The sequence below is a fragment of the Luteimonas sp. GW821-FHT14E02 genome, from assembly GCF_058803905.1.
This window is the reverse complement of record NZ_JBXAPK010000008.1, coordinates 19,219-46,184: the sequence shown is the minus strand read 5'-3', so window position 1 is coordinate 46,184 and position 26,966 is coordinate 19,219. Positions and strand designations below refer to the sequence as shown.

Genomic DNA, 26,966 nt, shown 5'->3' with positions numbered 1-26,966 from the left:
GCGGACAGAATCAGAACAACTTCCGTACCCGCCTGCCGGGCAATCCGCAGCCATCCTGGCCGCTGGTTCGTGGGACTTGCCATCGCACTCGGCCGATATGGTAGCGCAGCGAACTTCCTCAATGCCAGGCCCAGACATGTCGTCAATAGCGCTATTTCCGCCACGGCAAGGAGGCATGCACATTGAGAAGCCGACACCCTTCCTTATGGCCTTCATATTTGCAATTTCCAACGGCCACGATTCTCGCACCGTCTTCCGATGCACCGATTCCGCTAAAAAGCGTGCCGTCATCGCTCGTAGCCACCCCTATGTATCCGTTGATCGCATCCTCCGCGAGCACGCAGTTCTGCCCACCATCTCTTGCGCAGTAGGCAAGCGCTTCCGAATGGGCTTCATCCCAAGAGCCATGCTGACCTGTGAACCAGTAAAAGCCCCCTTTTTGGCCAGGCTTGGTACCGAATACAACGGCCCCATAGGAATCGACCAATCCATCGTCCTGCGGTGGCGATGAGGGATAGCTATAGGACTGGTAACCATCGGCCGGATAACCAGGCTGCTGATAGCTCGGATCCCCTGGCAGTGGGCCATTACCACCGGGCCGAGCCTGCGCCAGCACGTCGCCAGAAAGCAGTGCCGCGACTATGCAAAATATGCTCGTTATTAGACGGTGGCGCATCGAATCCTCCTTGCCCTAGCAATTCCAGCTTGCACCCAACCATATTTGATGGTCGGGCAACAAATTAATCCTGCCAACTTTCAGTTGCGTTGTCTATCAGGAAATCCCTACGACTGAAGCTTTCCGCATAAAAAACAAAACCCCCGCAATGCGAGGGCTCTGTTAATTAACTCAGGAGTAGTGAGTCGAGACAGCGACAAGTTGGACAATCGACTCAATATCGCATGAACTGAGGCTTACTACATTCAGTGTAATAAACGCGGCAATTGCTGTCGGTCGCATTGCAGGTCTTCAACCCGCGCTGTGATGCCTCTTCGACTGTAGCAGCACCATATAAACGATATTCCTTGGCACCAACCACCATAGCCGCACACTGGTTGAAATATGCCAAGTCCACCTTGCACTCGGCGCCGCCCTTCGACTGACAGTCAGCCAAAGCAGCATTGCTCGCTTCGCCTTTACTGGCACGTCCGACAACGGAGCCTAAGACACCCTTCACATTATCTGTGGCAATGGCCCCCCAGGTCGTCTTCCATTCTCCAGTAGGTTGCCGTTGTTGCATACCCTGCTGTTCCTGGCTAGCCATATAGCCTTGGCGGGCTTGCTCAGCCGCATGTTGTTGCTGCTGGTTGCGCTGTTGCTCCTCAAAATACTGCTGATTGGATTGCTGGGCATGCGCGGCAGAACAACTCATCGCCAACAAGCCGATCACGAAGAATGCCTTGGTGTTCATAAATCGCCTCCTTACCGTCGTCACACGGTCGGCTTATTAGGCGGCTTATTAGGCTGAGCAGACGGTGAACCAGAGCTAGTTTGGCCACCTCCTGTCGTCGGACTGCCACCACCTGTTACCCCGGTCCCACTGGTCGGCCCGCCTGCAAAACTACCGCCCCCAGTGTTACTACTGGCACCTGGGCCATAAGTTTGAGGTGGCGACTGCAGGACCTGCGGAACTTCATATGGGTTATTTCCGCGCGCCGACAGCTGCGAACCCTGTTTAACTTGGTCTGGCGCAGGGGCTCCTCCGCCTCCTCCACTTACGGCATAAGTGGAGGGTGTCGCTTGACTACTGAATGCACCAGAGGTCCGCCCTGCACTGCTTTCGACAGGCGCAGTATTAGCGGCGGGTGTCGGAGGTTGATATCCCCCGCCACTATAACCTCCACCACCAGCCCCGAACCCGCCCTGCCCAGGCGGCTGGCCCCCCTTGGTCAGATGCGCCCCCATTGTCCCGTAGGCTGCAAACTGTCCCAACGTGCCCTGGAAGAAACTCGCCGCCATGGGAGGCACAGTGAGAATCAGAGTGGTCAAAATCAGGCCCATGCCGCCCTGCTGCATCGCCTGGCTGTTGTAACCACCTACTTTGCTACTGTCTCCGAGGATCAGATTTCCGGCGATTGATGCGCCCCACATGGCTTCCGCCACCGCCGATACCATGTCCAAGGCAATCGAGGTCATCGCGCTCAGCACCGCCAAGCTAAACATCGTGCCAATCCCATAGAACAGCCAGCGTTGGAACAAAGATTTGGTAAAGTCGAACAACAGGCACAAAATGAACAATGGCCCCAGGCCAATGAACAGCGCCATGGCTACCTGATACATCAACAGCATGGCGCCCGCCACGATGGCCGGGCCACCAGAACCGATGCCGATCAGCAGATAGTTGCGATCCTTCTCACTGCTCAGCCCCGCGTCGCCTACCGTATCCAGCACGTCCAGGCTCGTCATCGCCACCTGCATCCAGCCCAGGTTCTCGTCGATCGCATCCGCTGGATCGCCAGCCTCGCCCGTGACAATTTCGTGGATATTGCTTTCCATCTTCGTGGTGAAGAATTCGTTCAGATCCTCTCCACCCAGTGAGAAGGTCATTGCAATCGTAACGATCACCACTGCCTTGGCGGTACTCGTAATCAGCGCTGCCGCCGACTCGCGCATCTGCCCGGTCACCATGCGGTAGCCTTGGAACATGATCCAGATCGTCAAGGCGATCACTGCCACGAAGCCGACCAGTTCCATCATCCGCTCGAGGATGCCCTCGCGCAGATTCTCGATCTCATGCTTCAGATAATTCAGGATGAGCTTGAAGAATACGTAGTCGCCGAAATCCCCGATCGCAATGACTTTCGGATTCAGCCATTGCCATACGTTCGACAGCCCCAATCCGATCATCCCCTGTAACCCTGCCATGTTCCGCTCTCCTTAATTTCTTTGCGCACGCCTGCCGGCCGTGTCGTCTGCTCGACCTAGTTCAGCGCCTGTTCCAACGCCGCCGCTTTCATCACCTGCCCCAGCACGGACGGCTTGCCCCGAAGCGCTACTTGCGCCAGCACTTCCTGTACTTGCTTCTGCGATTTGATGTAGGTGTCGTAGGCTTTCATTCTTGCTTTGAATTCAGCCATTTTCTGCTCGATTTCGCCATTGGTTTTGGCGACCTGATAGATGGCTCCGCTCATTTCACCCGATGTACGCGTCCCCGTGCCACGCACCGCATCCAACTGCGTGGACATCGTCTTGATCTGCGCGCTGGCATCCGTGAGGAAATCCACCATTTCGTTGTACTGCCGGTTCTGCATCAGTTGAATGTTGACGCAAATTTCCTGCTGCTTCTTCTTCACATTGTCGTTGTCGCCAAACCCCGCTACCGCCAGGGCACTATTGAGAATCCCACCGACGCCACCAGTACCGCCGCATTTCTCAACGACGTTGAAGTCCGGCTTGACCTTCTCCAGCTTCGCCCCTGCCGGCAAGCCGAGCCCGGTAACCAAGCTGTCGATGCTGTTCATCATGTCCTGGAACTGCTTCAACATCCGCGTCCAGCGCGAGACCTCTTCAGCAAACTCGGCTATTTGTTGCACCTTGCGCGTAAGAGTGTCGATCTGACTTTTGACATTGGCGATCAGAGAGCCACCGCTCTCCATGACCGGGCAAGGCGCCCCCCACATCCAGAACGCATAGCAAAATTGCGCATTGGCCGTGCCAACCCCTGCCAGAGACAGGGCGCCAACCAGTATGGCCGAGCGCAGCGGCATCATTCGACGCCGCTGCAGTTGAGAACTACGAGAAGACATGACGGCAAACTCCCCAAATGGTGGAAGAGCGAAAGTTAGATGTGATTACTCAATCACTTTCATTCACTTTCAGCGCCGTTTCCAACGCCGCTGCCTTCATCACCTGTCCCAGCACGCTTGGCTTGCCCCGCATCGCCACCTGCGCCAGCGTTGCCTGCGTCTTCGCCTGTGCTTCCAGGAAGGTGTTGTAAGCCGTCATACGCGACTCGAACTCTTCCTTGGTCTTTTGCATCTCCCCGTTGGTCTTCTGGACCTCGTAGATTGCTCCGTCCATTTGTCCGGATGTCCGCGTGCCGGTGCCGCGAAGCGTGTCTAGATTTGCCTTGGCCGTATTCATCTGGGCCATGGTCGTCGTCATGTAGTCGACCATCTCGTTGTACTGCTGGTTGCGCATCCGTTGGTCCATGATGCACACCTGTTGCTGAGCCTTCTTGACGTTGTCCTTGTCCGGATCAAAACCGATAACGGAAACCGCCAGTCCGCTCAACACTCCGCCAACGCCACCTGCCCCGCCGCAGCGCTCCACGACCATGAAGTCTGGCTTCACTTTCTCCAGCTTCACTCCTGTCGGCAAGCCGAGTCCGGTAATCAAGCTGTCGATGCTGTTCATCATGTCCTGGAACTGTTGCAGTGTCCGAGTCCAGCGCATGGCTTGCTGGGCAAACTCAGTCTTTTCCTGAATCTGCGTGGCCAACGTATTGACCTGGTTGGCAATGTTGGTGAACAGGTTGCCGCCGATCTCGACCACGGCCTGCGCCTGCACGTTGCCGGCAGTCAGCGAGAGGCCGAGAGCAGCCGTCAGGACGGTGGCCTTGAGGCGGGTGGAGGCGCCGGAACGGCGCGAAGAAGTCTGTGCAGTAGTGATCGTCATGATACTAGCCCCTAAGTCTTGGGTTGGGTCCTTTACCACCAGCGTGCCACGCTGGCCCGGTCGTACTTCTACAAGGTAAAAATAACACAAATTTGATTACTGGAACTAGCACTTAAACCAGCACTCAGGGCCGTCAAACGCCCGTTCGTCCGATGGCCGCCCAGTCCGCCTGCCCGCCCGGAAACCGGCAAGCGAAACTGACCATGCCCGGGGTAACTAGGCAGTGGCATGACTGGTCGTCCGTCCCGTCGACGCCTTGGCCCCCTTGCCCGAGCCTTTGCGCTGGTCATAGAAGGTATCCAGCCATTGCTCGGGCTTGAGATCGTCGGGTTTCACCCCCTCCGCGCGGGCCCGTTCGGCCAGGATGCGATGCATGATGTCGATGTTGTCGGTCGAGGCCGAGATCACCGCCAGGGCATCGTCCATGCCGCGCAGGTTGAGCTGGCAGACGCTGGCGCCATGCCCCTGCTTGACCAGGAAGCAGCGCGAACGCTCGTCGAGGCTCTTGACCACCTGGTATTCGGCGTCGGTGAGCTTGAGGCCGTCGACGTAGTCCTCGCGGCTGGCGTTCGGGTTGGGCAGGAGCACCAGAGTGGCGGTCTGTTCGATCAGGGCGGCGGAGATGTCGCTCTTGAGCGCATCCTCCGGGCTCTGGGTGGCGAAGATGCCGAGGCCGTTCTGTTTACGGATGGTCTTCTGCTTGTTCTTGGCGAATTCCTTCAGGCCACCGGAGCCGTCGAGGATCTTCCAGAACTCGTCCATGACGTAGATCAGCGGACGACCGTCGATCAACTCCTCCAGCCTGTGCAGCAGGTAGTTGATGACCGGCACGCGCACTTCGGGGTTGTCGATGACGTCGGTGTAGTCGAACCCGATGATGTTGGCCTTGTGGAGGTCGATCTCGTCCTTCGGGTTGTCGAACACCCAGCCCAGCGAGTTGCCGGCGGTCCACTTGCGCACGCGTGCGTAGAGGCCGTCGTCGCCCATGTTGGGCAGGCTCTTCTGGAAGTTGGTCATCGTGCGCAGGTGCGGCGGCGTGTCGAGGATGTTCTCGACGGCGCGGAAGATGTCCTCTTCCTCGCGCGCGCTGTACTCGCGCTTGCCGGCCAGCACCTTGATCAGGTCGGCCAGGAATTGGACGTTGGCTTCGTTGCGCTCGCACTGGAACGGATTGAAGCCGGTGGGCTGGCCGTTTTCCAGCGCCAGATAGTTGCCGCCGCAGGCGCGCACGAAGATCTCGGCGCCGCGGTCCTTGTCGAAGAAGAAGATGGTGGGCGTCGGCTTGAGCTTCTGCACCTGGCTAAGCAGGAAGTTGATCAGCGCAGTCTTACCGGTACCCGACTTACCGATCACCATGGTGTTGGCGATGGCCTTCTCCCCAAGTGAATTCTCGGCTGGATGGGTGGCGTGGAAGTTGAAGTAGTACGGCTGGCCGTTGGTGGTCTGCAGCGTGGTGACGCACTCGCCCCAGGGATTGTTGTCCTTCTTGCCGGTGGCGAAGTTGTGCAGCGGCGAGAGACCGAGGAAGTTCAGCGAACTGAGACTGGCCTGACGAGTGCGGTACTTCCAGTTGCCCGGGAACTGCGAATAGAACGAGGACACGACGGCGAGATCTTCCTTCGCGGACACGAAGCCGGCGTTGGACAGTTCGGCGCGCGCGGTGGCGATCTGCTGCGAGAGCTGCTCCTGAGTGTCCGCGTACAAGGTCATGATGAAGTGGTACTCGCCGAGCACAAAGTTGCCCGAGGCGAGCTGGTCCATCGCGTAGTCGAGTTCGACGATCTGGCTGACCGCCTTGTCGCCCGAGGAAATCATCTGGCCCTTGGTGCGCTCAAGTACCTTCAACGCGTCGTGCCGCCCCATCGGACTGAAGGAATGGGTGAGCACATATTCGAAATCGAGGTACTTGAGGCCGTTGAGAATGCCGGGATACGTGCCCTCGGCATACTCCTTGATATTGAGGATCGCCCCGTAGCGATTGGCGCCGTTCGGCGTGTTGATGATGAAGTCGCCGGTCTTGTCGGAGAACATCAACCGGCTCACGGCGAGGTAATCCTTGACGGGCGCCTTCAGCACCGGCACCGGCTCGTCGATACGGTTGAGCAGATAGCCGAAGAATTCGAGGGTTTCGGAGAAGACGATGCCATTTTCGGCTTCGTAGATGCCGAGGCGATACGGTGCGTAGTCCTTGAGCACGGCTTCGACGTTGCCCGCCAGCTCGAGGATCTTGCCAACCGCCTGCTCTTCCTCCGCCCTCAGCTGTTCGGTGTCGGAAGTCTTGGCCACGAAGCGCTTTCCGCTCACGATCGGCCGGTAGATCATCGTCAGATACAGCTCGTTCTGCATGAGCTTCTGACCCGAGAGCGCCTCGTAGTAACCGTCCGAGAGCGTCTGGTTGAAGACATGATCGAAGCGTGGCCGCATGTTGACGCGGCGACGGCGGCGGATGTCGTGGACCCAGAAGGCGACGTTGACGAAGTCAGGCGCCCGCAAGGTCTGCAACATGCGGTTGAAGGTGTTGTGCCGGTGCTCGAGCTCCCACTCTTCCCGGCCGACGAACGGCAACCCGCCAAGGTGCCAGGTCATCAGGTAGTCGCCACCGGTTGTTTTGACGACCGTCGGCGAGACATGGGTGGAAAGCGTGATGAACTCGTCGATGGAGGTATCGCGGCTGAAGATGGGCATACGTCGCCTCGGGGAGCATGGGGACCGCCATGGATCCGGCCTTCGGCCGGGATTCCGCACCGGGAAAGCTCCGTGGCGGCGTCGTTCTGTATCGCGTTGTATAAATCAATCGTGTAAAGCAACCGGAACGCGACACCCTTCCGGGGATCGCGTTCCGGGAAACCACTACTTGCCCTTTTTCTTCTTGTTGTCTTTTTCGTCACGCAACCGGTTGGGCGAATACACCCACATGCCATTGTGGAACTGGCGGTTGCGCGTCAGGAACTTGAACTGCAGACGCAGCCCCAGCAGCCTGAAGATCATCTCGTCGCGCTTGGCCATCATCCGCATGACCCAGATGACGACGGGACACAGCAACAACAGGAAGAAGTTGGTGTAGATCGCCAGCAGGAAGACCCCGCCCACGCCGAACGCGAACGGCACGTAGGGCACGCCGAACAACATGGCGGGACGGGTACATCCCCGGAAAACTACATTTTTATGCATAGATCGGCTGGAGGCTCTGGAGCACGTTCATGGCAACGCCGCAACCGTTCGTCATCGTATCCGGGAGGATCATCTTGGCGAACTGGGCCGCGCCACCGATCAGCACCGCGCCGATCAGGATCGGGGCGACGTCGGAGATGCGCTTGTGCGCGAAAGCAATCTGGTAACCGGCGAAGATGATAGCGATGGTCACCACCGCGATCGAAGCGATGTTCAGGATCGTGTTGATGTTGGTCAGGAACGAACAGACGGCACCGGCCTGCCCCGTCGCTTCGTCCTGCGCCCAGACCGACATCGGCAGCAGTACCAGGGCGGCGACGGCGAACCTCGTCCAGGCGTTTGCGCGAGATTGGTTGATCATGTTGGTGGATGACTTCATTGCTTGATCCCTCTGTTGGGTGGGTTGAAACGAGGCATTCATTTGCCTCACTAGGTAGCGAAACTCAAAACACAAAAGCACTATCGACAACGGTTGCGGCCGCCCCAGCGGACGCGGCCACCGCCGGTTGCAGCGACGGCGGCTGATCCTCGGCACCGAGCATGACCGGACGATCCAGCGCTGGCGGGAGTCCCGCCGTCGCCGCGGCCAATGTCTCGGGGTTCTGGATACTGGGCTGGATACTGGAATTGACAGACGTGACACTAGGATTGACGGGCGCGGAAACCTGAGGCGCTTGCGCCGTTTGAACAGGAGCCGCGTACACCGCGGACAACCGGGACGTGGAAGCCGGCATCCGCTGCGCGGGCGTGGTCATGTTCGCCTGCGGCGCGCTTGCCGCGGGCGCCTGGAACGCCGCCGCGGGTGCCGGAGCCGGTGTCTGCGTGGCAGCAACACGGCGCGCCACCGGATCCGTCGCCAACGGAATGGCCATGGGGTCCACGGCCACGCTGCGACCCGTCCAACCGCTCTGGATCGAAGCATAGATCTTGCGCACGTAGCCGTGCCGGAACCCCGTCTGGAAATCGCCGGAGTAGTAGCAGCTGAAGGACTTGCCCCAATCACCCTTCGAGCGCGAGTAGCACTCCGCCAGGATGCGCGAGCCGGCCTGCAGATTCGGACAGACTTCGAAGGCACGCTCGTAGGAGCCGATGCCGTACTTGGCCAGGTTGTAGCGGTTGACCTGCGCGAGGCCGAGCGAGAAGTTGTAGCCGCGGCTCTCGAGCATGCGCACGGTGGCGAGCGCTTCGGGCAGCGTCTTCGGCTGCCGGACCAGGCGCCCGCCTACCACGCCGATGGCGTAGGGGTTGTACGAGGATTCGACGCGCACGACATGGTGCATGACGTCCATCGAAACCGCCAAGCCCGGACAACTCGCAAGATCCATGTCAGGCAACATAGCCACTCCACTCCTTCCCCCGTCGATGCAGAGCGAAGCCCTTGCACAGCGACAACCGGCGCTTGGGACGTTCCCTACCCCATCGCCGGAAATTCCTTTCCGACATGATGCACGGCTTATCTGACAAGTCAATCTTAACGAACGCCTTCACAGGCACGTTTTCGCCTCTGCAACGAGTTGCAATCCGAGGCGAGACGAACGTCACAGGCGCACTCATTCCGTAAGGCTCCGCTCGGGATCGAAGTCGATGCCGGTGATATAGCGGCTGCCCGCATGCGCCTTGATGTGCACCACGACATCGATGGTCATCATCAGGAGCCGTTTGATCGTGCTGAACTCCAGACCTGACCCCTCGTTGGAAGCCTTTACCATCAGCGCGAGCTGATCCCAGGTCTGGCTGGGACTGCCGGCATGGCAGCTGGTGATGGAACCGGGATGGCCGGACGCGCAGTTACGGATGAAGTAGAAGGCTTCGTCGCCACGAAGCTCGGCCAGGATGATCCGGTCCGGCTTCATGCGCAGACAGGCCTCCATGCAGCTCTTCGCGGTGACGTTGCTGGTGCTCTGCCCGCCCTTGGAATACAGCAAGTGGACGACGTTGGGCTGGCTGATGAACAGTTCGCGGGCGTCCTCGATGGTGACCAGCCGTTCGTCCGCCGGGATGTGTTCCACCAGCGACTTCATGAACGTGGTCTTGCCGCTGCCGGTCGCGCCGGACACTACGACATTCTTTTTGTACGAGACCGCCTTCTTGAAGAATTCGGCGTAGTTGCGCTCGCGACGCAGCTCGAGCAATTCGCGGTCGTGCTCGCTGACGGTACCTTTCTGTTCGAGGATCTGGTCGAAGAAACCGCTGTCCTGGTACTGCTGCAGCGTCCGCGTCTGCTTGGCCGGCAGGCGGATGGTGATCGAAACCTTTCCCGGATCGCAGGCGGGCGGGATGACGAACTGCGCGCGCTGCCCCGTCGGGAATGTCAGCGACACCACCGGATCTGTATCGGTGATGCGCTGGCCGGTATTGCTCTCGTTGACGACGGCAGTGCAGAACTGGCGAGCGCGTTCGAAGTTGAGTGTCGGTACTTCGACGCGCTCCCAGCCGTTCCGGGTTTCCAGATACACCTCGCCGGGACGGTTGATGCAGATTTCCGTCACATCCGGCGAAGCCATGTAATCCAAGATTCCGAGTACTTGGTACTGATACTCCAGAAAGTCGTTGGAAACTTTCGCTAGCGGCGACTCGTCATCCACTACTGACCATCCCCATCGACATCAGCGATTGATTCTCGGCAGCACGTAGGCGAAATCGACGTCCTGCGCGACATACACGTTGAGCACCGTACCCTGGTTGATGGTGACCGTGGCCGGACGATTCATGCTCTTCGTCAGGGCCTGATTGGCCAGCCTTTCCATCGTCTTCGCGGTCACACTCTCGTACGGAGACTGCACGATGACGCCGCTGGTCGACACCTCATTCTGTGTCGGCCCATGCTCGGCCGCCGCGTACTTGAAGGCATCCGCGACCAGGCTGATCATCAGAGCGGAGGCCATGCGGGCTGGCCAGTGCGCATCATACTTGCCCGGATGACCAGCGCTGCCGAGACCGTCGACACCAGGGCTCTTCATGGTGACGTTGAAGCCGTTCGGCGTGATGATCCGATCCCAGATGACGGCGACGCGCGGCCCGTTCGCATCCGTGTCGTAGGCACCCAGCACCTTGGAGCCCTTCGGCAACAACAGCTTGCGACCGTTGATCGAGTAAACCGGCTCGGTGACGATGCAGGACGTGAAGCCCGGGATGTCGGTGATGATGCGGGTTTCGAGCACGCAGCGGATAAAGGTTCCGCGCACGAGCAGCGTATCCGGATTGCGAAGCGTCTGCGCATTGGCGGCTTTGCTGATCAGCGACTCCTTCTGCGGCGGCGGTGCACCGCCGATGCCGGCTGCTTGCATGGCCTGTTGCTGCCTTGCCAGTTGCTGATCGATCGCAGCACTGACCGGATCGGCCCCACCGCCAGCGCCTCCACCCTGCTCACCACCACCGGCTCCCATACCCATGATGCGCCGCTCCGTCAGCGAAGGACCCATGGGCTGCGGAGGACCTTCCATTCCAGGCTGCTGCGAGTAAGACGCCGGGGGAAGTTGTGGCGGTTCCTGCACAAGGCCGATCGGCGGCGTCGGCTCCTGTGCCGGCGGCGGCAGCGGCGGTGGTGTATTGAGCACTTCCGGCAGATCCGGAACGGCGACCTTTTCCTGATCATCCGGCTTCGCCCGCGTGTCTTCGCTGGTGGTCGCGCGCTTGTACATGAAGAACAGCAGCAGGATCAGCAGCAGCAGCGCGGCACCGACGAACATCAGCATTTTCGCGTCCACCTTGCGGTCGCGTGGCGACTTCAGGAATGGCGCGTTGGCGTCCAGGTCAGGGGGCGGCGCGGCCTCCTGCTGCGACAAATAAGGGTTCGAGGGCTGCTGCTCGTAGCCACCGCCCTGCGGCGATCCGTACTCAGGAGAGCCCGGCTGATTCGGAGGAATGTTCTGGTTCATTGTGCTTGGTTCCTGCGCACGCCGATGACGTTCTTGCCGTGACGAATGACCAAGAACGGATAAATGCCGTGAACGACGATGATGTTGTTCTCGACCGTGGTGTTGACGACGAAATCTTCGCTGTTCTTGCGTTCACGCCCATACACGGCCGGGAAATTGCCGCTTGGGAATTTGCTCAGATCGGGCATCCTGATGTACGTGAAACGCCCGTCGTCGTAGACGCTCGCCGGAACCAGCCATGCCAGCTTCTTCCCGCGCACGGCATAGTCGTAATTGAAGTTGTATTCCCTGTCCGAACGCAGTTCGGTGCTGATCTCGGGGGCGACGTCGGCCTCCGCCACGAACTTGGTCTCGTTGGGATACTTGAACACGACTTTGTACTGGACGCCCTGATTCTTGGCCTGCTCCAGTGCGCGCCAGTCGGTCGCGACCACCTTCAGCTCGAACACATAGGAATGCGTGGCCGTGCGGATGACCAGGTTGGTGTCGACGTCGACGTTCCTCGGCTTCAAATAGAAGACGTTGTCGCGACGCGTCAGTTCCCAGCCGCTGGTGAAGCCAGTGCTGTAGTCCAGGATCTGTTCGTCCTTGCTCAGTTCGATCTGCGTCGTGATACCGAGTCCAGTCCGGATCGTGTATATGGTGTTGTCCGCGTATTCGTATTCCTGGATGGCCTGCGCGCCGACTGGCTGCGCCACGCAGGCCATGGCCAGGACCAAAATCCCTGCCAGGTAATGTCTACTGGGGCGATTCATCGAATGTTGCTCCATTAAATATCAAGGACTCGGCGGGGGTGGTGTGGTGGCGGGATTTGCGGCAGGAGCAGCGGGATTCACTGTTCCTGGAGTTCCGGGAGCCGCGGGATTCGCCGCCGCTGCCGGATCCGTCACGGCCGCGCCCGCAGGAGTGGCGGCATCAGCTGGCATCATCGCGGTTTCCTCAATCTGTTGCGGCGGTGGGGAAGCAATGAACTCCTTGTCGACGCGATAGCCTGTCACCCAGAAGCCGAGCGGGTTTTCCATACGAAGCGGCTCTTCCATCTCCAGGTCATCCCGGTAGGTGAACTGGATCGCAGCGATATTGGTGTCGAGCACCTTGGAAGTGCCGTTCTCCTTATTGAAGAGGAGGCGCTGGAAGCGCACCGTCGCACTGCTCTGCGGCGCGTCCTTGCCGACCTGAATCTTGGGCGTGCCAGCCAGCTGCACGCTGATGAGAACGACGCGGATCGCCTCGTTACTTGGGTAAACAGTAAACAGATTTTCCGGATTGCTGCGATCGAACAGGCTTCTGTAGACCTGCCTGATGCTCGGCGCCGCCATCGCGTTGACGGTGGTCCAGTCGCGCCTGCGGATCAGGTTGTCGCGATCGAACGATTCACGCGCCACCACGAAGTGGGACACGTTGCTCTTGTTGATCGCTTCGCTGCTGAAGATCGTGTTGGTGTTGAAATCCATGCGCAGCTTGGCGACCGTGCTGGTACCGGTGTAGGCGTCTGCCATCACCAGATACGGCACCTTCTCCTTCAGCGGCAGCATGAGGAAATAGCCGCAGGCCAGGATCAGCGCCATCAGGATCGCGCTGAAGGCGGTCCACCAGGCGCGCTTTTCACTGCGACGCGCGACATCGGCGATGGTCACTTCGAAGTCAACCGACTTCGAGACGATCTCCCCGGTCTTCGCCGTCTGTTTTTTCTCTCGCCGCATCATGCGTCATCCCCCATGAAAATGACGAACGCGGAGCCGCGTGCGCGCTCTGTCCGCGAATCGAAACCTTCGATCATCACGGCGTCTCGGCGGCAGGCGGTGGAGTCTGATCGGCCGACGCTGTCGTCGCCCGCACCACGATCTGCCTGCCGTCGGTCGTCACCGACACGTGCTCGGCCGCATAGGCGGTGTTGAGCGCGGAAACGGCCTCCTGCAGATTGCTGGTGCGCAGGTCGGCCAGAGGCGCGTACAGCGTGAAGTCGTAGGGATGCAGGTACGAAAGCGTCAGCTTCGAATCCCTGGCCCACCGGGTGAGCATGTTCTTCAAGGTGCCATCCATCGGAGAGGCATAGAAGGCATACGTCTGCTGCAGCGGGATCGCCTCGGTGGTTTCCGAGAAATGATTCACCGGCTTCCAACGTCCGTGGAAATCGGGGGCGGGGCGCGTCGCGCATCCCAGCAACGCGATCGCCGCGCCAGCAAGCACAAGAAAGCGGAAGGAAGTTCTACGTTTCACGCTTCACCAATCGATGAGGTTGAAGTGACCGACATGCGCCCGCTCGGCGTGCGCAGCGGAAACCCGCCAAGCAGGCTCAAACGAGCCGCCCCAACGGATTCTGGACAAAAATGAATGAGGGAAGAACAGATACTCCCCGGGAGTTCACGCGTCAATGGGGGTGTCACACCCGCGCGCACAAAGCTACCCATATGCCTTCCCCGCCTGACAACGATTCCCTGTTACTGCGACCACTGTCACGGCCGCATTTGAAGACACCACTCAACACCCCCGCCGAACCGGCTCCTTGTTCGCCCCATGACGTCCTATCCGCGAAAATCGTGATGACCATCACGATGCATTCGGGTTTGTTCAGGAGAAGTTAGCCCGGAACGTAACGCGCGGTCAAGATGTGTTTATCGTTAAACCGCGCCTCGGACTGACACCCATCTCAGAACGTGAGCTTGGGCACTTCTGTTTTGGGCAGAAGTCTCTCTGTGAAATATTTGTCTTTGAAGTATTTGATCTTGTCGCACATCACCGGATGCGGGATGCCTTCGTAGAGGAACACCTCCCTGTCGAAGCCCATCGCCTTGAGTTCCTGCGGCAGCATCAGCGCACGGCGCTCTTCCGCTTCGCTGATCGTCACGCTTCCGGACTGGCCGTGCGAGCGCGAGCGGTTGCGCTTGTGCAAGGTCGTGTAGCCCAGCATCTCCGAATAATCGTTGGCGTCCTGCTGCTCGCGCGGGGCATAGATGATCTGCAGGGCGTGGTTGGTGATGATGGTGCGCGAAACGTCCTTGCCGTAGGTGGCGTCCAGCTGCGACATGCTCTGGATGATCGGCAACAGGCGGACGTTGTAGCCGGCCATGTACGACACCGCCGAGGCGATGATGTCGACCTTGCCGATCGAGGTGAACTCGTCCATCAGCAGCAGGCACTGATGCTTGAGTTCCTTGTTGTTCTGCGGCAGTTCCTTGGTGTTGACGTTGATGAGCTGGCTGAAGAACAGATTGATGATCAGCCGCGACTCGGACAGCTTGTTGGGCTGGATGCCGATGTAGATCGTCATCTTCTTCTTCCGCACCTCATCCAGACGGAAGTCGTCGGCGGCGGTGGCGGCGTCGAGGATCGGGTTGATCCAGGCGTTGAGCGGCTCCTTGAACGTGCCCATGATCGAGGCGAAGGTTTCGTCCGCCTGCGAGAGCATGTTCGCGAAGGCGCTCTTGGCATTGCTGCTGAGAAAGCGCCGCTGCGACAGCCCGGTGAGGTATTTCTTGAGATCGGTGCCGTCGCCGGAAGACAGGCGGTAAATCGCGCCCAGCGTGGGCGTGCCATGCGTGCCGGGGAAACCGGTCTGCTGCTCGTCGTCCCAGTTTTCGAACAGGTACAGCGAAAACGCCATGAAGGCATTGCGCGCCTGGCTCACCCAGAATTTCTGGTCGTCCGAGCCATCCGGATACAGCATCGCCGCGATGCTCATCAGGTCGGAGACGCGGAAGGCCGCATCGTTGGACACGTAGGTCAGCGGATTCCAGCGATGCGTGCGCCGGTCCTCGGCGAAGGGGTTGAACAGGAAGACCTCGTGACCGACCGACTTGCGCCAGCCGGAGGTGAGGTCGAAGTTCTCCTGCTTGATGTCCAGCACCACCATCGATTCCTGGTAGTCGAGCAGGTTCGGAATGACGATGCCCACGCCCTTGCCCGAGCGCGTCGGGGCGGCAAGGATCACGAACTGCTGGCCGCCCAGGCGGACCAGATTGCCCTTGAACTTGCCGACGACGATGCCGTTCTTGGACGGTTTGAGCAGATCCTTCTTGGCAAGATCACCCCCAGTCGCGAAGCGGGCCTCGCCATGCGTGGATCGCGGCTTGGGCTTGAACATCAGGACCAGCATCGCAGCGTAGGCCAGGAACGGCAGACCAAAGCCGATCCCGCCGGCGAGCTTGATCTTGGTGACGTAGGGCTTGACCGATGGCAGGTCGAGCGCCCGGAAGTAGGTCCAGTAGGTGTTCCACTTCATGATTCCGGAGTTCAGCTTCAGGAACAGAAGCGTGAGATATCCGGACAGGTAAAGTCCGACGAAAAACGTCAGCAGTCCCAGCACTGCCGCGAAAATGATCTTGCCCTTCAACGTATCGCCCCCGATCTTGGTGCCGTGCTACCCGCTCGTTGTCTGTTCCTAATCCAGGAACTCTAGCCCAGGAACCGCAGCAGCTTGCGGCCCGCGCCCTTCCCCGCCCGCTTCGAGGACCGCCGCTTGTTCGGGCGCTCCGTCGACGGACGTTCTTTCTCGTGTTCCTGCCGTTGCGCTTCCTCGTCGACCAGCCGGTCCATCCAGTTCATGGCGCTGTCGATCGACAACTCGTGCCGGATCTTGGCGCCGGACAGGGTCACCACCGCATAGGCCACGACCGCGCTCGGATCGTATTCCCGGCCTTCCGTGATGGCCATGACCTGATACCCGCCTTTGATGAGGATGGGGTGTCTGTATTCCGTCATCGGGTCGTCCTCCTTGGATCGAGGGATGATAGTACCCGACCGCCACGGCTTGCCACCTGTCACAACCCGGTCATGCCTGCGCCGATTCCGTGCTTTGGTTCCCGGATCAATGACGTTCATGCGAAAATTGCAGGCCAAGCCCCCGTAGCTCAGCTGGATAGAGCGTTCCCCTCCTAAGGGAAAGGTCGTGCGTTCGAATCGCGCCGGGGGCGCCAGTCAAGCCGGAAACGCGCGGAGAGAAGCGAAACGAGAGAACGCCGCACGACGTGCCGACTCGTCATTCGCCCCTCTCCGTTCGTTTTTCGTGCCCCGTCCCCCAGTTTTCAGGAGTTCCCCCGCATGACCCACCCTGTCCTCACCGCTCTCGGCCTCGGCGATAACGAGTCCGGCACCTATCTCGGCAACGGCGAATGGTCGAAGACCACCGATGCCGGCGTGCTGGAACCAGTGAACCCGACCGACGGCAGCGTGCTGGCGAAGGTGCAGGCGTCGTCGGACTCCGACTACGAAACGCTGATCGGCCGCGCGCAGGCCGCGTTCAAGATCTGGCGCACCACGCCCGCGCCGCGCCGCGGCGAGGCGATCCGCCTGTGCGCGGAGGCGCTGCGCACGCACAAGGACGCGCTGGGTTCGCTTGTCGCGCTGGAGATGGGCAAGTCGAAGCCGGAAGGCGACGGCGAGGTGCAGGAGATGATCGATATCGGCGAGTTCGCCGTCGGCCTGTCGCGCCAGCTCTACGGCCTGACCATGCACAGCGAACGCCCCGGCCATCGCATGTACGAGCAATGGCATCCGATCGGGCTGGTCGGCATCATCAGCGCGTTCAACTTCCCGGTCGCGGTGTGGGCCTGGAATAGTTTCGTCGCGGCCGTGTGCGGCGACATCTCGATCTGGAAGCCCTCGCCGAAGACGCCGCTGTCGGCGATCGCGGCGATGAAGATCTGCAACGAAGCCCTGCGCAAGGGCGGCTTCCCGGACCTCTTCTACCTCTTCAACGATGCCGGCACGGAACTCGCGCAGAACTTCGTCGACGACCGCCGCATCCCGCTGATCAGCTTCACCGGCTCGACCAAGGTCGGCCGTAACGTCGGCGAACGCGTGGCGCAGCGCATGGGCCGCTCGCTGCTCGAGCTCGGCGGCAACAACGCCATCATCGTCGACGAGACCGCCGACCTGAAGCTCGCCATTCCGGCCATCGTGTTCGGCGCCGTCGGCACCGCCGGCCAGCGCTGCACCACCACGCGCCGGCTGTTCGTGCACGAGTCGATCCATGACGATGTGCTCGACAAGCTGGTCAAGGCCTACGGCCAGGTCGAGAAGAAGATCGGCGATCCCACCGACCCGGCCAACCTGATGGGTCCGCTCAACAGCCAGGATGCCGTGAAGGCCTACCTGGACGCGATCGAGAAGGCCAAGGCCGCGGGCGGCACCATCGCCAGCGGCGGCAAGGCGCTGACCGACCGCAAGGGCAACTTCGTGCTGCCGGCCATCGTCACCGGCCTGTCGAACGACGCCGAGGTGGTGCAGACCGAAACCTTCGCCCCGATCCTGTACGTGATGAAGTATCGCGATCTGGACGACGCCATCGCCCAGCAGAACGACGTGCCGCAGGGCCTGTCGTCGGCGATCTTCACCACCAACCTGAAGGCGTCGGAAGCCTTCCTCGCCGCGTCGGGTTCGGACTGCGGCATCGCCAACGTCAACATCGGCACCAGCGGCGCGGAGATCGGCGGCGCCTTCGGCGGCGAGAAGGAAACCGGCGGCGGCCGCGAATCCGGCTCGGATGCCTGGAAGGCCTACATGCGCCGCCAGACCAACACCATCAACTACTCGGACGCGTTGCCGCTGGCGCAGGGCATCAAGTTCGATCTTTGACGCGGCGACCGTGCCTGACATATCGTCCCATTCACATGCAAGGAAGCATCAGGGTGCGAGGCGGCTCAAAAACATGAGCCGCCACGCCCGCACGCAAACTCGCAGACAACACAGGACGTGAAGCCGACAGGCCATGACAGACGCCTCCCCCGCTCCCACCGAACGTTTCAGCAGCCGCGTCGACGACTACGTCCGTTATCGGCCGGGCTATCCGCCGGCACTGCTGGACTGGCTGCGTCAGGCCGAGGGAGTGGATGCGGGATGGCGCGTCGCCGACATCGGCGCGGGTACCGGCATTTCCACGCGCATGTGGCTCGAGGCGGGACATGCGGTGACCGGCGTCGAGCCGAACGCGGCGATGCGTGAGGCGGCGCGCGAGTGGCTGAAGGACTTTCCGAACCTGCAATGGGCAGCGGCGACCGCCGAAGCCACCACGCTCGCCGATGGCAGCATCGATCTGGTCTCGGCCGCGCAGGCCTTCCATTGGTTCGATCCCGGCAAGGTGCGTACCGAATGGGCGCGCATCCTGCGTCCGGATGGACTCGCCGTCGTCTACTGGAACTCGCGGCTTCTTGAAGGCTCGCCGTTCCTGGAAGGCTACGAACGCCTGCTGCGCGAGTTCGGCACCGATTACGTCGGGGTCGCCGAGCGCTACCAGGACGACGAGACGATGCAGCGCTGGTTCGGCGCCGGCTTCCATGGCATGGCGCGGTTTCCGAACCGCCAGCGCATCGATTTCGACGGCCTGCGCGGACGCTTGTTGTCATCCTCATACGCGCCGCAAGCGGGGCACCCGCGCTTCGAGGCGATGATCGCCGCATTACAGAAGCTATTCGACGAGACCGCGACCGATGGCCGCGTCGACTTCGACTATCAGACTCGCGTCTTCGTGGGCACGCTGAACTAGGGGCTATCAACCGTTATGAAAGGGGTCGCGTTGCTTCTCAATGGCCGTCAGGTGGTGTCGCGCGGCACCGCGCCTTGCTGCCTGCAAGGCCAAGCCGTGCGGCGCCGCATGGCGGCCATTGAGAAGCAACCAGAAGGGCCGGGGCTGCGGGCGCGCGATGCGGCGGCGTCACTCCGTTGCGTATCGACATACGCGCCTTCGTTCTTCCTTGCCTCGCACGCCCGCAGCCCCGGCGCGACCCCTTTCATAGCGGTTGATAGCCCCTGATGTACAGACTCGCCCGCCCCTTCCTGTTCGGGTTCGACGCGGAGCGCGCGCACGGACTCGGCCTGGCTTCGCTCGAAACCGCCTACCGCACCGGCATGACGCCGCTGCTGGCGCGCAAGCCGACACCGTTCCCCACGCGCGCCTTCGGCCTCACCTTCCCCAACCCGGTCGGTCTCGCCGCGGGTCTCGACAAGAATGGCGCGCACATCGACGCCCTGCTCGCGCTCGGCTTCGGTTTCGTCGAAGTCGGCACGGTGACGCCGAAGGCGCAGCCTGGCAATCCAAGCCCGCGCATGTTCCGCCTGCCCGAGCAGCGCGCGATCATCAACCGGCTCGGCTTCAACAACGATGGCGTCGACGCCCTGATCGCCAACGTGGGGCGAGCGCGGCGCAAGCTCGGACTGCTCGGCATCAACATCGGCAAGAACAAGGACACGCCGAACGAGCTGGCCGTTTCCGATTACCTGTATTGCCTGGAGCGGGTCTATCCGCTCGCCGACTACGTCACCGTCAACATCTCCTCGCCCAACACCGCCGGCTTGCGCGAATTGCAGGAAGAACAGGCCCTGCGCCGCCTGGTCGGCGCGTTGCGCGAAGCACAGGAACGCCTCGGCAGCAAGCATGGCAAGCGCGTGCCCATGCTGGTGAAGGTCGCGCCCGATCTGTCCGAGGACGACATCGCCGCCGCCGCGCGGGTGCTCGCCGATCTGCAGGTCGACGGCGTGATCGCCACCAACACCACCGTCATGCGCCCGGGCCTGCAGTCGCACCCGCTCGCGCGCGAGACCGGCGGCCTGTCCGGCGCACCGCTGATGGAGAAATCGACGGCGGTACTGCGCATGCTGCGCACGCGCCTGCCGGACGAGATCCCATTGATCGGCGTCGGCGGCATCCTCTCCGGCGCCGACGCGGTGCAGAAGATGGCCGCGGGCGCGACGCTGGTGCAGTGCTACACCGGCCTGATCTATCGCGGGCCAGGGTTGATCGGCGAATGCAATGCCGCAATCCGGCGTCGCAAGGAAAGTCCCAGCCGCGGCAATCTGCCGATCGTGCAATGACGGCAGGCTATCGACTGCTCGCGGACGCCGATCTCACTCGGCGCAATACCTTCGGCGTCGCCGTGCGGGCACCGCTGCTGGTCGAGGTGCAGGACACCGCCGCCCTGCCGTTACTGTTCGTCAACGAACTGGCCGGCGCCGCGCCGCTCGTACTCGGCGGCGGCAGCAACCTGCTCTTCGCCGGCGATCCCGACATTCCCGTGCTGTCGATCGATGCGCAGCAGATCAACATCCTCGGCGAGGAAGGCGATCACATCATCGTGCGCGCCGACGCCGGCGTCGAATGGCATCGCTTCGTCATGGAAACGCTGTCGCACGGCCTGTGCGGGCTGGAAAACCTCGCACTGATCCCCGGCACCGTCGGCGCGGCGCCGATCCAGAACATCGGCGCCTACGGCGTGGAAGTGGAGACGCGCATCCATTGCGTCGAAGCGTTCGAACGCGCGAGCGGCACGCTGCAACGGCTGAGGCCGCAAGACTGCGCCTTCGCCTATCGCGACAGCGCGTTCAAACGCGATCCAACGCGCTGGATTGTCACGGCGGTCGAGTTCGCCCTCACGCGCGAGGCCGCGCCCGCGCTCGACTACGCGGGCTTGCGCGACGAACTCGCCGCAATGGGAATCGCGCCTGGCATCACCGTACCGAATGCGTCGCAGGTCGCCGAGGCCGTGATCCGCATCCGCCGCCGCAAACTGCCCGACCCGGCCGTGATCGGCAATGCCGGCAGCTTCTTCAAGAATCCGATCGTACCGCTCGCGCTCGCGGAAGCCTTGCAGGCGGAGCATCCTTCGCTGCCGATGTTCCCCGGCAGCGGCGCGGACACGCGCAAGCTGTCGGCGGCATGGCTGATCGATCGCTGCGGCTGGAAGGGCGTGCGCGAAGGCGATGCCGGGGTGTCCGACAAACACGCGCTGGTGCTGGTCAATCACGGCCACGCCACGGGTGCGCAGTTGCTCGGCCTCGCCCGTCGCATCGCGGCCTCGGTGCGGGAACGCTTCGGCGTGTCTCTGGAACCGGAGCCGCGCATCGTACAAGGCATCTGGGACTGAGAACTCTGGATTGAGGCACGCCACGGATCGCGAAGAACAGACAGACAAGAACAACCTCGATCCTGCGCCGCAGGCATCGCGAACCGAAACCAAACGATCCTTTGATGTCCCCTCCCCTGCCTACTCCCATCCGCGCGGCATTGCTGATGCTGGCGAGCACGTTCTCGTTCGGCCTGATGGCGATCACCATCCGTTTCGCCTCGCAGTCGCTGCCGACGTTTGAGATCGCCTTCTTCCGCAACGCCTTCGGCCTGCTGGTGCTGCTGCCATTGCTGCTGCGCGGCGCGCGCGGCTTCCCACGCACGCGGCAATTGCCACGCTACCTGCTACGCAGCGCGATCGGCATCGGATCGATGCTGGCCGGCTTCTGGGCCATCGGCCATCTGCCACTGTCGCAGGCGATTTCGCTGTCCTATTCCACACCGCTGTTCGTCACCATCGCCGCCGTGCTCTGGCTCGGCGAGACCGTGCGCATGCGGCGCTGGGCGGCGGTGTGCGTGGGATTCATCGGCGTGCTGGTGGTCGTGCAGCCGTGGTCGCACGCGTTCACCGCCGGCAGCCTGGTGGCGGTGCTCGCGGCCGTGCTGAGCGCGGTGGTGGCGATCCAGATCAAGCAGCTCTCGGCCATCGATCCCGCCGACACGATCGTGTTCTACACCTATCTTTTTTGGGTGCCGCTGTCGTTCGTGCCGGCGCTGTTCGTCTGGGAATGGCCGAGCGGCATCGCCTGGCTGTGGCTGATCGGCACCGGCGTGTTCGGCACCGGCGGCCAGTTGCTGTGGACACGTGCGCTGAAGCTCGGCGACGTGTCGGCGCTGACGCCGATCAGCTTCATGCAGCTGCCCATCGTCGCTTTCGCCGGCTGGCTGTTCTTCGACGAAGCACTTGGCCGTGCGACCCTCATCGGCGCGGCGATCATCTTCATCGCCAACGCCTACATCGCCCATCGCGAAGCGGTGCTGGCGCAGCGTGCGGCTACCGCCGCGCCCGTGGAAGCAGCCAAACCCGGCGAGTAGTCGCCGCAAAATCATGTTGCAGCGCACGAATTCCCGCGTTGCAACATGACTACTTTCGGGGGGCAAACCGGCAAGAGAGCGTGGCATTTCCGGCCACCTCGCTCATTCCGGGCATCTTGTGATTGACCCCTTCACAAACGCGGTGCTACTCCATACGCCGCCGTACGAAGCGTCATCGCCGTACGAAGACGGATGCAGCAATGGATTGCAACACCATCCGTGTCATCGCAATTCGTCATTCAATCCATTTCAGGAGGTGTGGATCATGGCTATCGGTAAGCTGCAGCAGCAGCGCGCGCCCAAGCATTTGCCCCTGGTCCTGGCGACCGCCGCCGTCACGGTGTTCGCCGCGCAATCGGCGCAGGCTGAAGCAGGCGATTACAGTGTCTGGCAGACCTTGGTCAACCTGGTCTCGCCGCCACCGGCCGACAACAAGGTGAAGCCGGAGCAGCGACAAGGCACCTATCCGCTGCTGAGCAATCCAACGTCGGGATTCGCCGACGGTTTCGATCCGGGCGCCTACGGCACCTGGCAGACGGTCCAGCTCGCGCCCGGCACCGGCGCGGTGTGCGGCAACGGTTCGCCGTACAAGTTCTTCGTCAACCGCGTCGCCAACACGCGCAACACGATCGTCTACATGGAAGGCGGCGGCGCCTGCTGGGATTACGGCAGTTGCACCGGCGCGACCGGCATCCGCGGCGCGCGCAATCCGAATGGCATTCCGGACGATTACATGAGCCTGCTCAATCCGGGATCCAGCTTGGTCAGCCCGTTCGTGACGCGCATCAGCCCGTTCGATTCGGTGAAGACGCAGCAGTGGAACATGATCTATGTGCCCTATTGCACCGGCGACATCTACAGCGGCGACAAGGTCACTGTCTACGATGACCCCACCGGACAGAACGCACCGCTGATCTGGCACCACAACGGCCTGCGCAACGTGCGCGCGGTGACCGCGTGGCTGAAGGACAACCTGCCGCGTCCGACGCAGATGCTCTCCACCGGCTGCAGCGCCGGCGGCGTCGGCAGCCTGACCAATTACGTCGGCCTGCGCAGCGACATCGCGCCGGACAAGGGCTTCCTGATCGACGACTCCGGCCCGGTGTACTCCGCGCCCGTCAACGGTGATCCGCAGCAGTATCCCTCGCAGCCGCTCAACCTGAAGATCCGCAGCGCCTGGGGCCTGGACGCGCCGAACGGCCCCGTGCCGTACCTGGCCAGCCTGCTGCCGCTACTCGACCAGAACGATCTCGGCACGATCTATCCGGCGCTGTCGTCCAAGTTCGCGCAGGATCGGCTCGGCCATACCCACTTCTGGCAGGACCTGAACTTCTCCAGCTATTCCTACGAGCGGTTCTATCCTGAAATCGAGAACGCCCCGGACCAGGCCACCAAGGAACAGCTGATCCACGGCAAATGGTTCGTCGACACCGGGAACCTGCGCTTCACGCTGGACGGGCTCGACAACTTCGGCGGCTATTTCCCGCAGTACCGCGCCGTGAATGAAAGCCACTGCACGACCATCATCGACTTCAAGAACGGCGACATCCAGGCGCAGAATCTGCAGCTGAAGAACTTCATCGACAGCGTGCTGGACGGCCAGGGCAAGGTGCTGGACGCCTCCGAAGCCGACGACACCGCCGATCGCAATAAGCCGTTCAATCTGCTTTACTGGCTCATCGATCAATTGCTCTGATGCGGACGCTCGTGCGAAGGCGGGCGCCTCCCGCCTTCGCACGAGGACATATGAAACGCGGATTTCTGGGATACCTGTTGATACCCATCGCTGCTGGCGGGGTGATCTGGGCAATCGCACAATCGAAGCTCCCGAAGGCGCCCGCAGCCGCGGCGGCCAGCGCCCCAACCGCCCCAGCCCCCGCCAACGCAGAACTGGCCGCCCTGGAAGCCACGCCACAGGCGCAGGACATGCGCGCCCGCAAGGCGTTCGAGGCGAACATCAAGCAATTCCTGCGCGACGCGCCACGCATGAGCCCCGTGAAGCGTTCGGAATTCACCCGCGTCTACACGGCCTGGATCGATGCCTACGAGAAATCGAAGGAGCTTTCCGCCGGCGAAGCGATGCTGCTGCGCGCCAGCCTGATCGAGGCCAATGTGCCCGATAACGTCGAACGTGCCGAACAGATCTCCGCGCTGGTGCAGCAATATCGCCAGAATGCGGAACGTCGCCAGGCCGAGTGGAACTCGCAGCTGCAGCACGATCCGCAGTTCCAGGATTACAAATCGCAAGAACGCGCGATCGTCGCCGAGGTGATGGCCATGCGCGAGATTCCCGGCGGACTGACCCGCGATCAATATCTGCGGCAGCGACTGCAACAGGCACGCGAGCAGGCTTACAAGCAGTAACCCTCAATCGGCCGACGCGGCTTGACGACTGGCTCGCATCTTCCAGGGCAGCACGCCGCCCCTGAACACCAGCGAATACACACCAACCGCCCACGCCGCCGCCGCGGCCCAGCCGGCCAGGATGTCCGACGGGTAATGCACGCCCAGATAGATGCGCGACAGCCCGACCATCGGCACGAACACGAGCATCGCCGCCACCGCCCACCAGCGCCAGCGCGTCGGCCAGGCGAGGAGAATCAGCACCAGCGCCAGGGTCATCGAACCCATCGCATGGCCGCTGGGGAAGCTGTAGTTGCTTTCCGGCGCGATCGACTCCCACAGACTGGGACGTTCACGCGCGAAGATCTGCTTGGTCGCGAGGTTCAGCAGCGCCGAGCCGCCGAGCGCCGCGGCCGCGAAGATGCTTTCGGGAAACCTTCTGCGCACCGCCAGCACCAACACGAGAAGGATGTCGATGGGCACGACGCCGTACTGATAGCCCAGTGCGGAGAACAGCAGGAACACGCGATCGAATCCCGATCGCGCGATCTCGTGCGCGAACAGCAGGATCGGCTCGTCGAACACGAACGCCTGGGATTCGTGCACTTCGTCGGCCAGCTCGACGAACAGCCATAGCGGCAACAGCACGCCGGCGAATAGCAGCAACAGCCGCCAGCCATAGCGACGCAGGAAGCTGGCCCCGACCTGCGCTTCCTCACGCAGGACCGAGTGCCGATCAAGCAGGGATGGATCAACCGGCCGCTTCGGCACGGCGGTATTTGCGCTCGACGTAGTCGTCGATGATGCCCACGAACTCGTGCGCGATGTTCTCGCCACGCAAGGTCACAGACTTCTCGCCGTCGATGAACACAGGCGCCGCCGGCGCCTCACCGGTGCCTGGCAACGAAATGCCGATGTTGGCGTGCCGCGACTCGCCGGGGCCGTTGACCACGCAGCCCATCACCGCCAGCGTCAGATTTTCCGCGCCCGGATGGCTCACCTTCCATTCCGGCATCTTGTCGCGCACGTGCTGCTGCACGACCTTGGCCAGTTCCTGGAAGAACTCCGACGTGGTGCGCCCGCAGCCCGGACACGCCGTTACCATCGGCGTGAACGCGCGCAGCCCCAGCGTCTGCAACAGCTCCTGCGCCACCACGACTTCCTGCGTGCGCGGCGCACCAGGCTCCGGCGTGAGCGAGATGCGGATGGTGTCGCCGATGCCTTCCTGCAGCAGCACCGACAGCGCGGCGCTGGAAGCAACCATGCCCTTGCTGCCGATGCCGGCCTCGGTCAGGCCCAGATGCAACGCGAAGTCGGAACGCGAGGCAAGATCGCGATACACCGCGATCAGTTCCTGCACGCCGCTGACCTTGCAGCTGAGCACGATGCGCTCCGCCGGCAGACCAAGTTCGACCGCGCGCGCCGCCGAATCCAGCGCGGACCTGATCAGCGCCTCGCGCAGCACGCGGCCGGCGTCCCACGGCACGGCGCGCAGGTGGTTCTCATCCATCAATTGCGCCGCCAATGCCTGGTCCAGCGAACCCCAGTTGGCGCCGATGCGCACCGGCTTGTCGTAGCGCATCGCGAATTCGATCAGCTGCGCGAACTGCACGTCCTTCTTCTTGCCGAAGCCGACGTTGCCGGGATTGATGCGGTACTTGGCCAGCGCCTCGGCACAGGCCGGCTCGTGGGTCAGCAACTGATGGCCGTTGTAGTGGAAGTCGCCGATGATCGGGACTTCTATCCCCATCATCGCCAGCTTCTCGACGATTCTCGGCACCGCCGCGGCGGATTCGGGATTGTTCACCGTCACCCGCACCAGTTCGGAACCGGCGCGCCACAGCTCGGCCACCTGCTTGACGGTGCCCGCGATATCGGCGGTGTCGGTGTTCGTCATCGACTGCACCACCACCGGTGCATCGCCACCGACGGCGACGCCGCCGATATGCACCTGACGCGTGGCGCGGCGCGGCTGCGGGCCGAAGGCCGGTAGCGATTCCTGGTGGCAGGGCAAGGGCTGGGCTGACATGGGTCTCTGGATCGTTATCTGGATCAAATGGCGTCGATCAAATGGCGCCGTGCGAGG

25 protein-coding genes and 1 tRNA gene are annotated in these 26,966 nt (G+C 62.0%); 8 read left to right on the top strand and 18 right to left on the bottom strand.

The window, feature by feature from the left end; translation table 11 throughout:
* Window positions 1-151: 151 nt before the first annotated feature.
* From AC1RNP_RS13950 to AC1RNP_RS13875, 16 genes are all read right to left on the bottom strand, one after another.
* Window positions 152-676: a DUF4189 domain-containing protein gene (locus AC1RNP_RS13950; protein ID WP_493051876.1), complete on the bottom strand. Its 525-nt coding sequence runs from the start codon at window positions 674-676 to the stop codon at window positions 152-154.
* Window positions 677-890: 214 nt separating this feature from the next.
* Entirely contained in the window at window positions 891-1,409 is a 519-nt protein-coding gene (locus AC1RNP_RS13945; RefSeq protein WP_493051875.1) for a DUF4189 domain-containing protein, read from the bottom strand.
* A gap of 20 nt (window positions 1,410-1,429) precedes the next feature.
* Window positions 1,430-2,863, bottom strand: coding sequence for a TrbL/VirB6 family protein (locus AC1RNP_RS13940; RefSeq protein ID WP_493051874.1), 1,434 nt, complete (start codon window positions 2,861-2,863; stop codon window positions 1,430-1,432).
* Window positions 2,864-2,919: 56 nt separating this feature from the next.
* A complete protein-coding gene (locus AC1RNP_RS13935) occupies window positions 2,920-3,744 on the bottom strand; it encodes a hypothetical protein (protein WP_493051873.1) in 825 nt (274 codons plus the stop codon).
* Between the two features lie 49 nt (window positions 3,745-3,793).
* On the bottom strand, window positions 3,794-4,615 hold the full coding sequence (locus AC1RNP_RS13930) for a hypothetical protein (RefSeq protein ID WP_493051872.1): 822 nt from the start codon (window positions 4,613-4,615) through the stop codon (window positions 3,794-3,796).
* A gap of 216 nt (window positions 4,616-4,831) precedes the next feature.
* A complete protein-coding gene (locus tag AC1RNP_RS13925; protein WP_493052012.1) occupies window positions 4,832-7,294 on the bottom strand; it encodes a VirB4 family type IV secretion/conjugal transfer ATPase in 2,463 nt (820 codons plus the stop codon).
* A gap of 171 nt (window positions 7,295-7,465) precedes the next feature.
* Entirely contained in the window at window positions 7,466-7,786 is a 321-nt protein-coding gene (locus tag AC1RNP_RS13920) for a VirB3 family type IV secretion system protein (RefSeq protein ID WP_493051871.1), read from the bottom strand.
* Entirely contained in the window at window positions 7,779-8,207 is a 429-nt protein-coding gene (locus tag AC1RNP_RS13915) for a TrbC/VirB2 family protein (RefSeq protein WP_493051870.1), read from the bottom strand. The genes AC1RNP_RS13920 and AC1RNP_RS13915 overlap by 8 nt, the downstream gene beginning before the upstream one ends.
* A gap of 22 nt (window positions 8,208-8,229) precedes the next feature.
* Window positions 8,230-9,123, bottom strand: a complete 894-nt coding sequence (locus tag AC1RNP_RS13910; protein WP_493051869.1) for a lytic transglycosylase domain-containing protein — start codon at window positions 9,121-9,123, stop codon at window positions 8,230-8,232.
* 213 nt (window positions 9,124-9,336) lie between these two features.
* Window positions 9,337-10,371, bottom strand: a complete 1,035-nt coding sequence (virB11, locus tag AC1RNP_RS13905) for a P-type DNA transfer ATPase VirB11 (protein ID WP_493051868.1) — start codon at window positions 10,369-10,371, stop codon at window positions 9,337-9,339.
* Window positions 10,372-10,392: 21 nt separating this feature from the next.
* Window positions 10,393-11,664 (bottom strand): TrbI/VirB10 family protein, encoded by a 1,272-nt coding sequence (locus AC1RNP_RS13900; protein WP_493051867.1) that lies wholly within the window; start codon window positions 11,662-11,664, stop codon window positions 10,393-10,395.
* Window positions 11,661-12,419, bottom strand: a complete 759-nt coding sequence (locus tag AC1RNP_RS13895) for a TrbG/VirB9 family P-type conjugative transfer protein (RefSeq protein WP_493051866.1) — start codon at window positions 12,417-12,419, stop codon at window positions 11,661-11,663. The genes AC1RNP_RS13900 and AC1RNP_RS13895 overlap by 4 nt, the downstream gene beginning before the upstream one ends.
* Before the next feature lie 21 nt (window positions 12,420-12,440).
* Window positions 12,441-13,367, bottom strand: a complete 927-nt coding sequence (locus tag AC1RNP_RS13890) for a VirB8 family type IV secretion system protein (protein WP_493051865.1) — start codon at window positions 13,365-13,367, stop codon at window positions 12,441-12,443.
* 76 nt (window positions 13,368-13,443) lie between these two features.
* Entirely contained in the window at window positions 13,444-13,884 is a 441-nt protein-coding gene (locus AC1RNP_RS13885; RefSeq protein ID WP_493051864.1) for a hypothetical protein, read from the bottom strand.
* A 430-nt stretch (window positions 13,885-14,314) separates the two neighbouring features.
* Window positions 14,315-15,997, bottom strand: coding sequence for a type IV secretory system conjugative DNA transfer family protein (locus tag AC1RNP_RS13880; RefSeq protein ID WP_493051863.1), 1,683 nt, complete (start codon window positions 15,995-15,997; stop codon window positions 14,315-14,317).
* A 62-nt stretch (window positions 15,998-16,059) separates the two neighbouring features.
* Window positions 16,060-16,365 carry a hypothetical protein gene (locus AC1RNP_RS13875; RefSeq protein ID WP_493051862.1) on the bottom strand — a complete coding sequence of 102 codons (306 nt, stop codon included), beginning with the start codon at window positions 16,363-16,365 and terminating at the stop codon, window positions 16,060-16,062.
* Window positions 16,366-16,503: 138 nt separating this feature from the next.
* Here AC1RNP_RS13875 and AC1RNP_RS13870 point away from each other — a divergent pair.
* The 8 genes from AC1RNP_RS13870 (at window position 16,504) to AC1RNP_RS13835 (ending at window position 24,901) form a co-directional block, all read left to right on the top strand.
* A tRNA-Arg gene (locus AC1RNP_RS13870) sits at window positions 16,504-16,580 on the top strand.
* Window positions 16,581-16,704: 124 nt separating this feature from the next.
* Window positions 16,705-18,240, top strand: a complete 1,536-nt coding sequence (gene amaB / locus AC1RNP_RS13865) for an L-piperidine-6-carboxylate dehydrogenase (RefSeq protein WP_493051861.1) — start codon at window positions 16,705-16,707, stop codon at window positions 18,238-18,240.
* 133 nt (window positions 18,241-18,373) lie between these two features.
* Window positions 18,374-19,147 carry a class I SAM-dependent methyltransferase gene (locus AC1RNP_RS13860; RefSeq protein ID WP_493051860.1) on the top strand — a complete coding sequence of 258 codons (774 nt, stop codon included), beginning with the start codon at window positions 18,374-18,376 and terminating at the stop codon, window positions 19,145-19,147.
* Between the two features lie 266 nt (window positions 19,148-19,413).
* Entirely contained in the window at window positions 19,414-20,472 is a 1,059-nt protein-coding gene (locus AC1RNP_RS13855) for a quinone-dependent dihydroorotate dehydrogenase (protein ID WP_493051859.1), read from the top strand.
* A complete protein-coding gene (gene murB / locus AC1RNP_RS13850) occupies window positions 20,469-21,521 on the top strand; it encodes a UDP-N-acetylmuramate dehydrogenase (protein WP_493051858.1) in 1,053 nt (350 codons plus the stop codon). The genes AC1RNP_RS13855 and murB overlap by 4 nt, the downstream gene beginning before the upstream one ends.
* A gap of 104 nt (window positions 21,522-21,625) precedes the next feature.
* Window positions 21,626-22,537: a DMT family transporter gene (locus AC1RNP_RS13845; protein WP_493051857.1), complete on the top strand. Its 912-nt coding sequence runs from the start codon at window positions 21,626-21,628 to the stop codon at window positions 22,535-22,537.
* A 265-nt stretch (window positions 22,538-22,802) separates the two neighbouring features.
* Window positions 22,803-24,233 (top strand): pectin acetylesterase-family hydrolase, encoded by a 1,431-nt coding sequence (locus tag AC1RNP_RS13840; RefSeq protein WP_493051856.1) that lies wholly within the window; start codon window positions 22,803-22,805, stop codon window positions 24,231-24,233.
* A gap of 50 nt (window positions 24,234-24,283) precedes the next feature.
* Window positions 24,284-24,901, top strand: a complete 618-nt coding sequence (locus AC1RNP_RS13835) for a hypothetical protein (protein WP_493051855.1) — start codon at window positions 24,284-24,286, stop codon at window positions 24,899-24,901.
* Between the two features lie 3 nt (window positions 24,902-24,904).
* On the opposite strand, the gene AC1RNP_RS13830 is transcribed toward AC1RNP_RS13835, so the two are convergent.
* Window positions 24,905-25,603 (bottom strand): phosphatase PAP2 family protein, encoded by a 699-nt coding sequence (locus tag AC1RNP_RS13830; RefSeq protein ID WP_493052011.1) that lies wholly within the window; start codon window positions 25,601-25,603, stop codon window positions 24,905-24,907.
* A gap of 28 nt (window positions 25,604-25,631) precedes the next feature.
* On the bottom strand, window positions 25,632-26,909 hold the full coding sequence (gene ispG, locus AC1RNP_RS13825; RefSeq protein WP_493051854.1) for a flavodoxin-dependent (E)-4-hydroxy-3-methylbut-2-enyl-diphosphate synthase: 1,278 nt from the start codon (window positions 26,907-26,909) through the stop codon (window positions 25,632-25,634).
* Window positions 26,910-26,966: the final 57 nt, after the last annotated feature.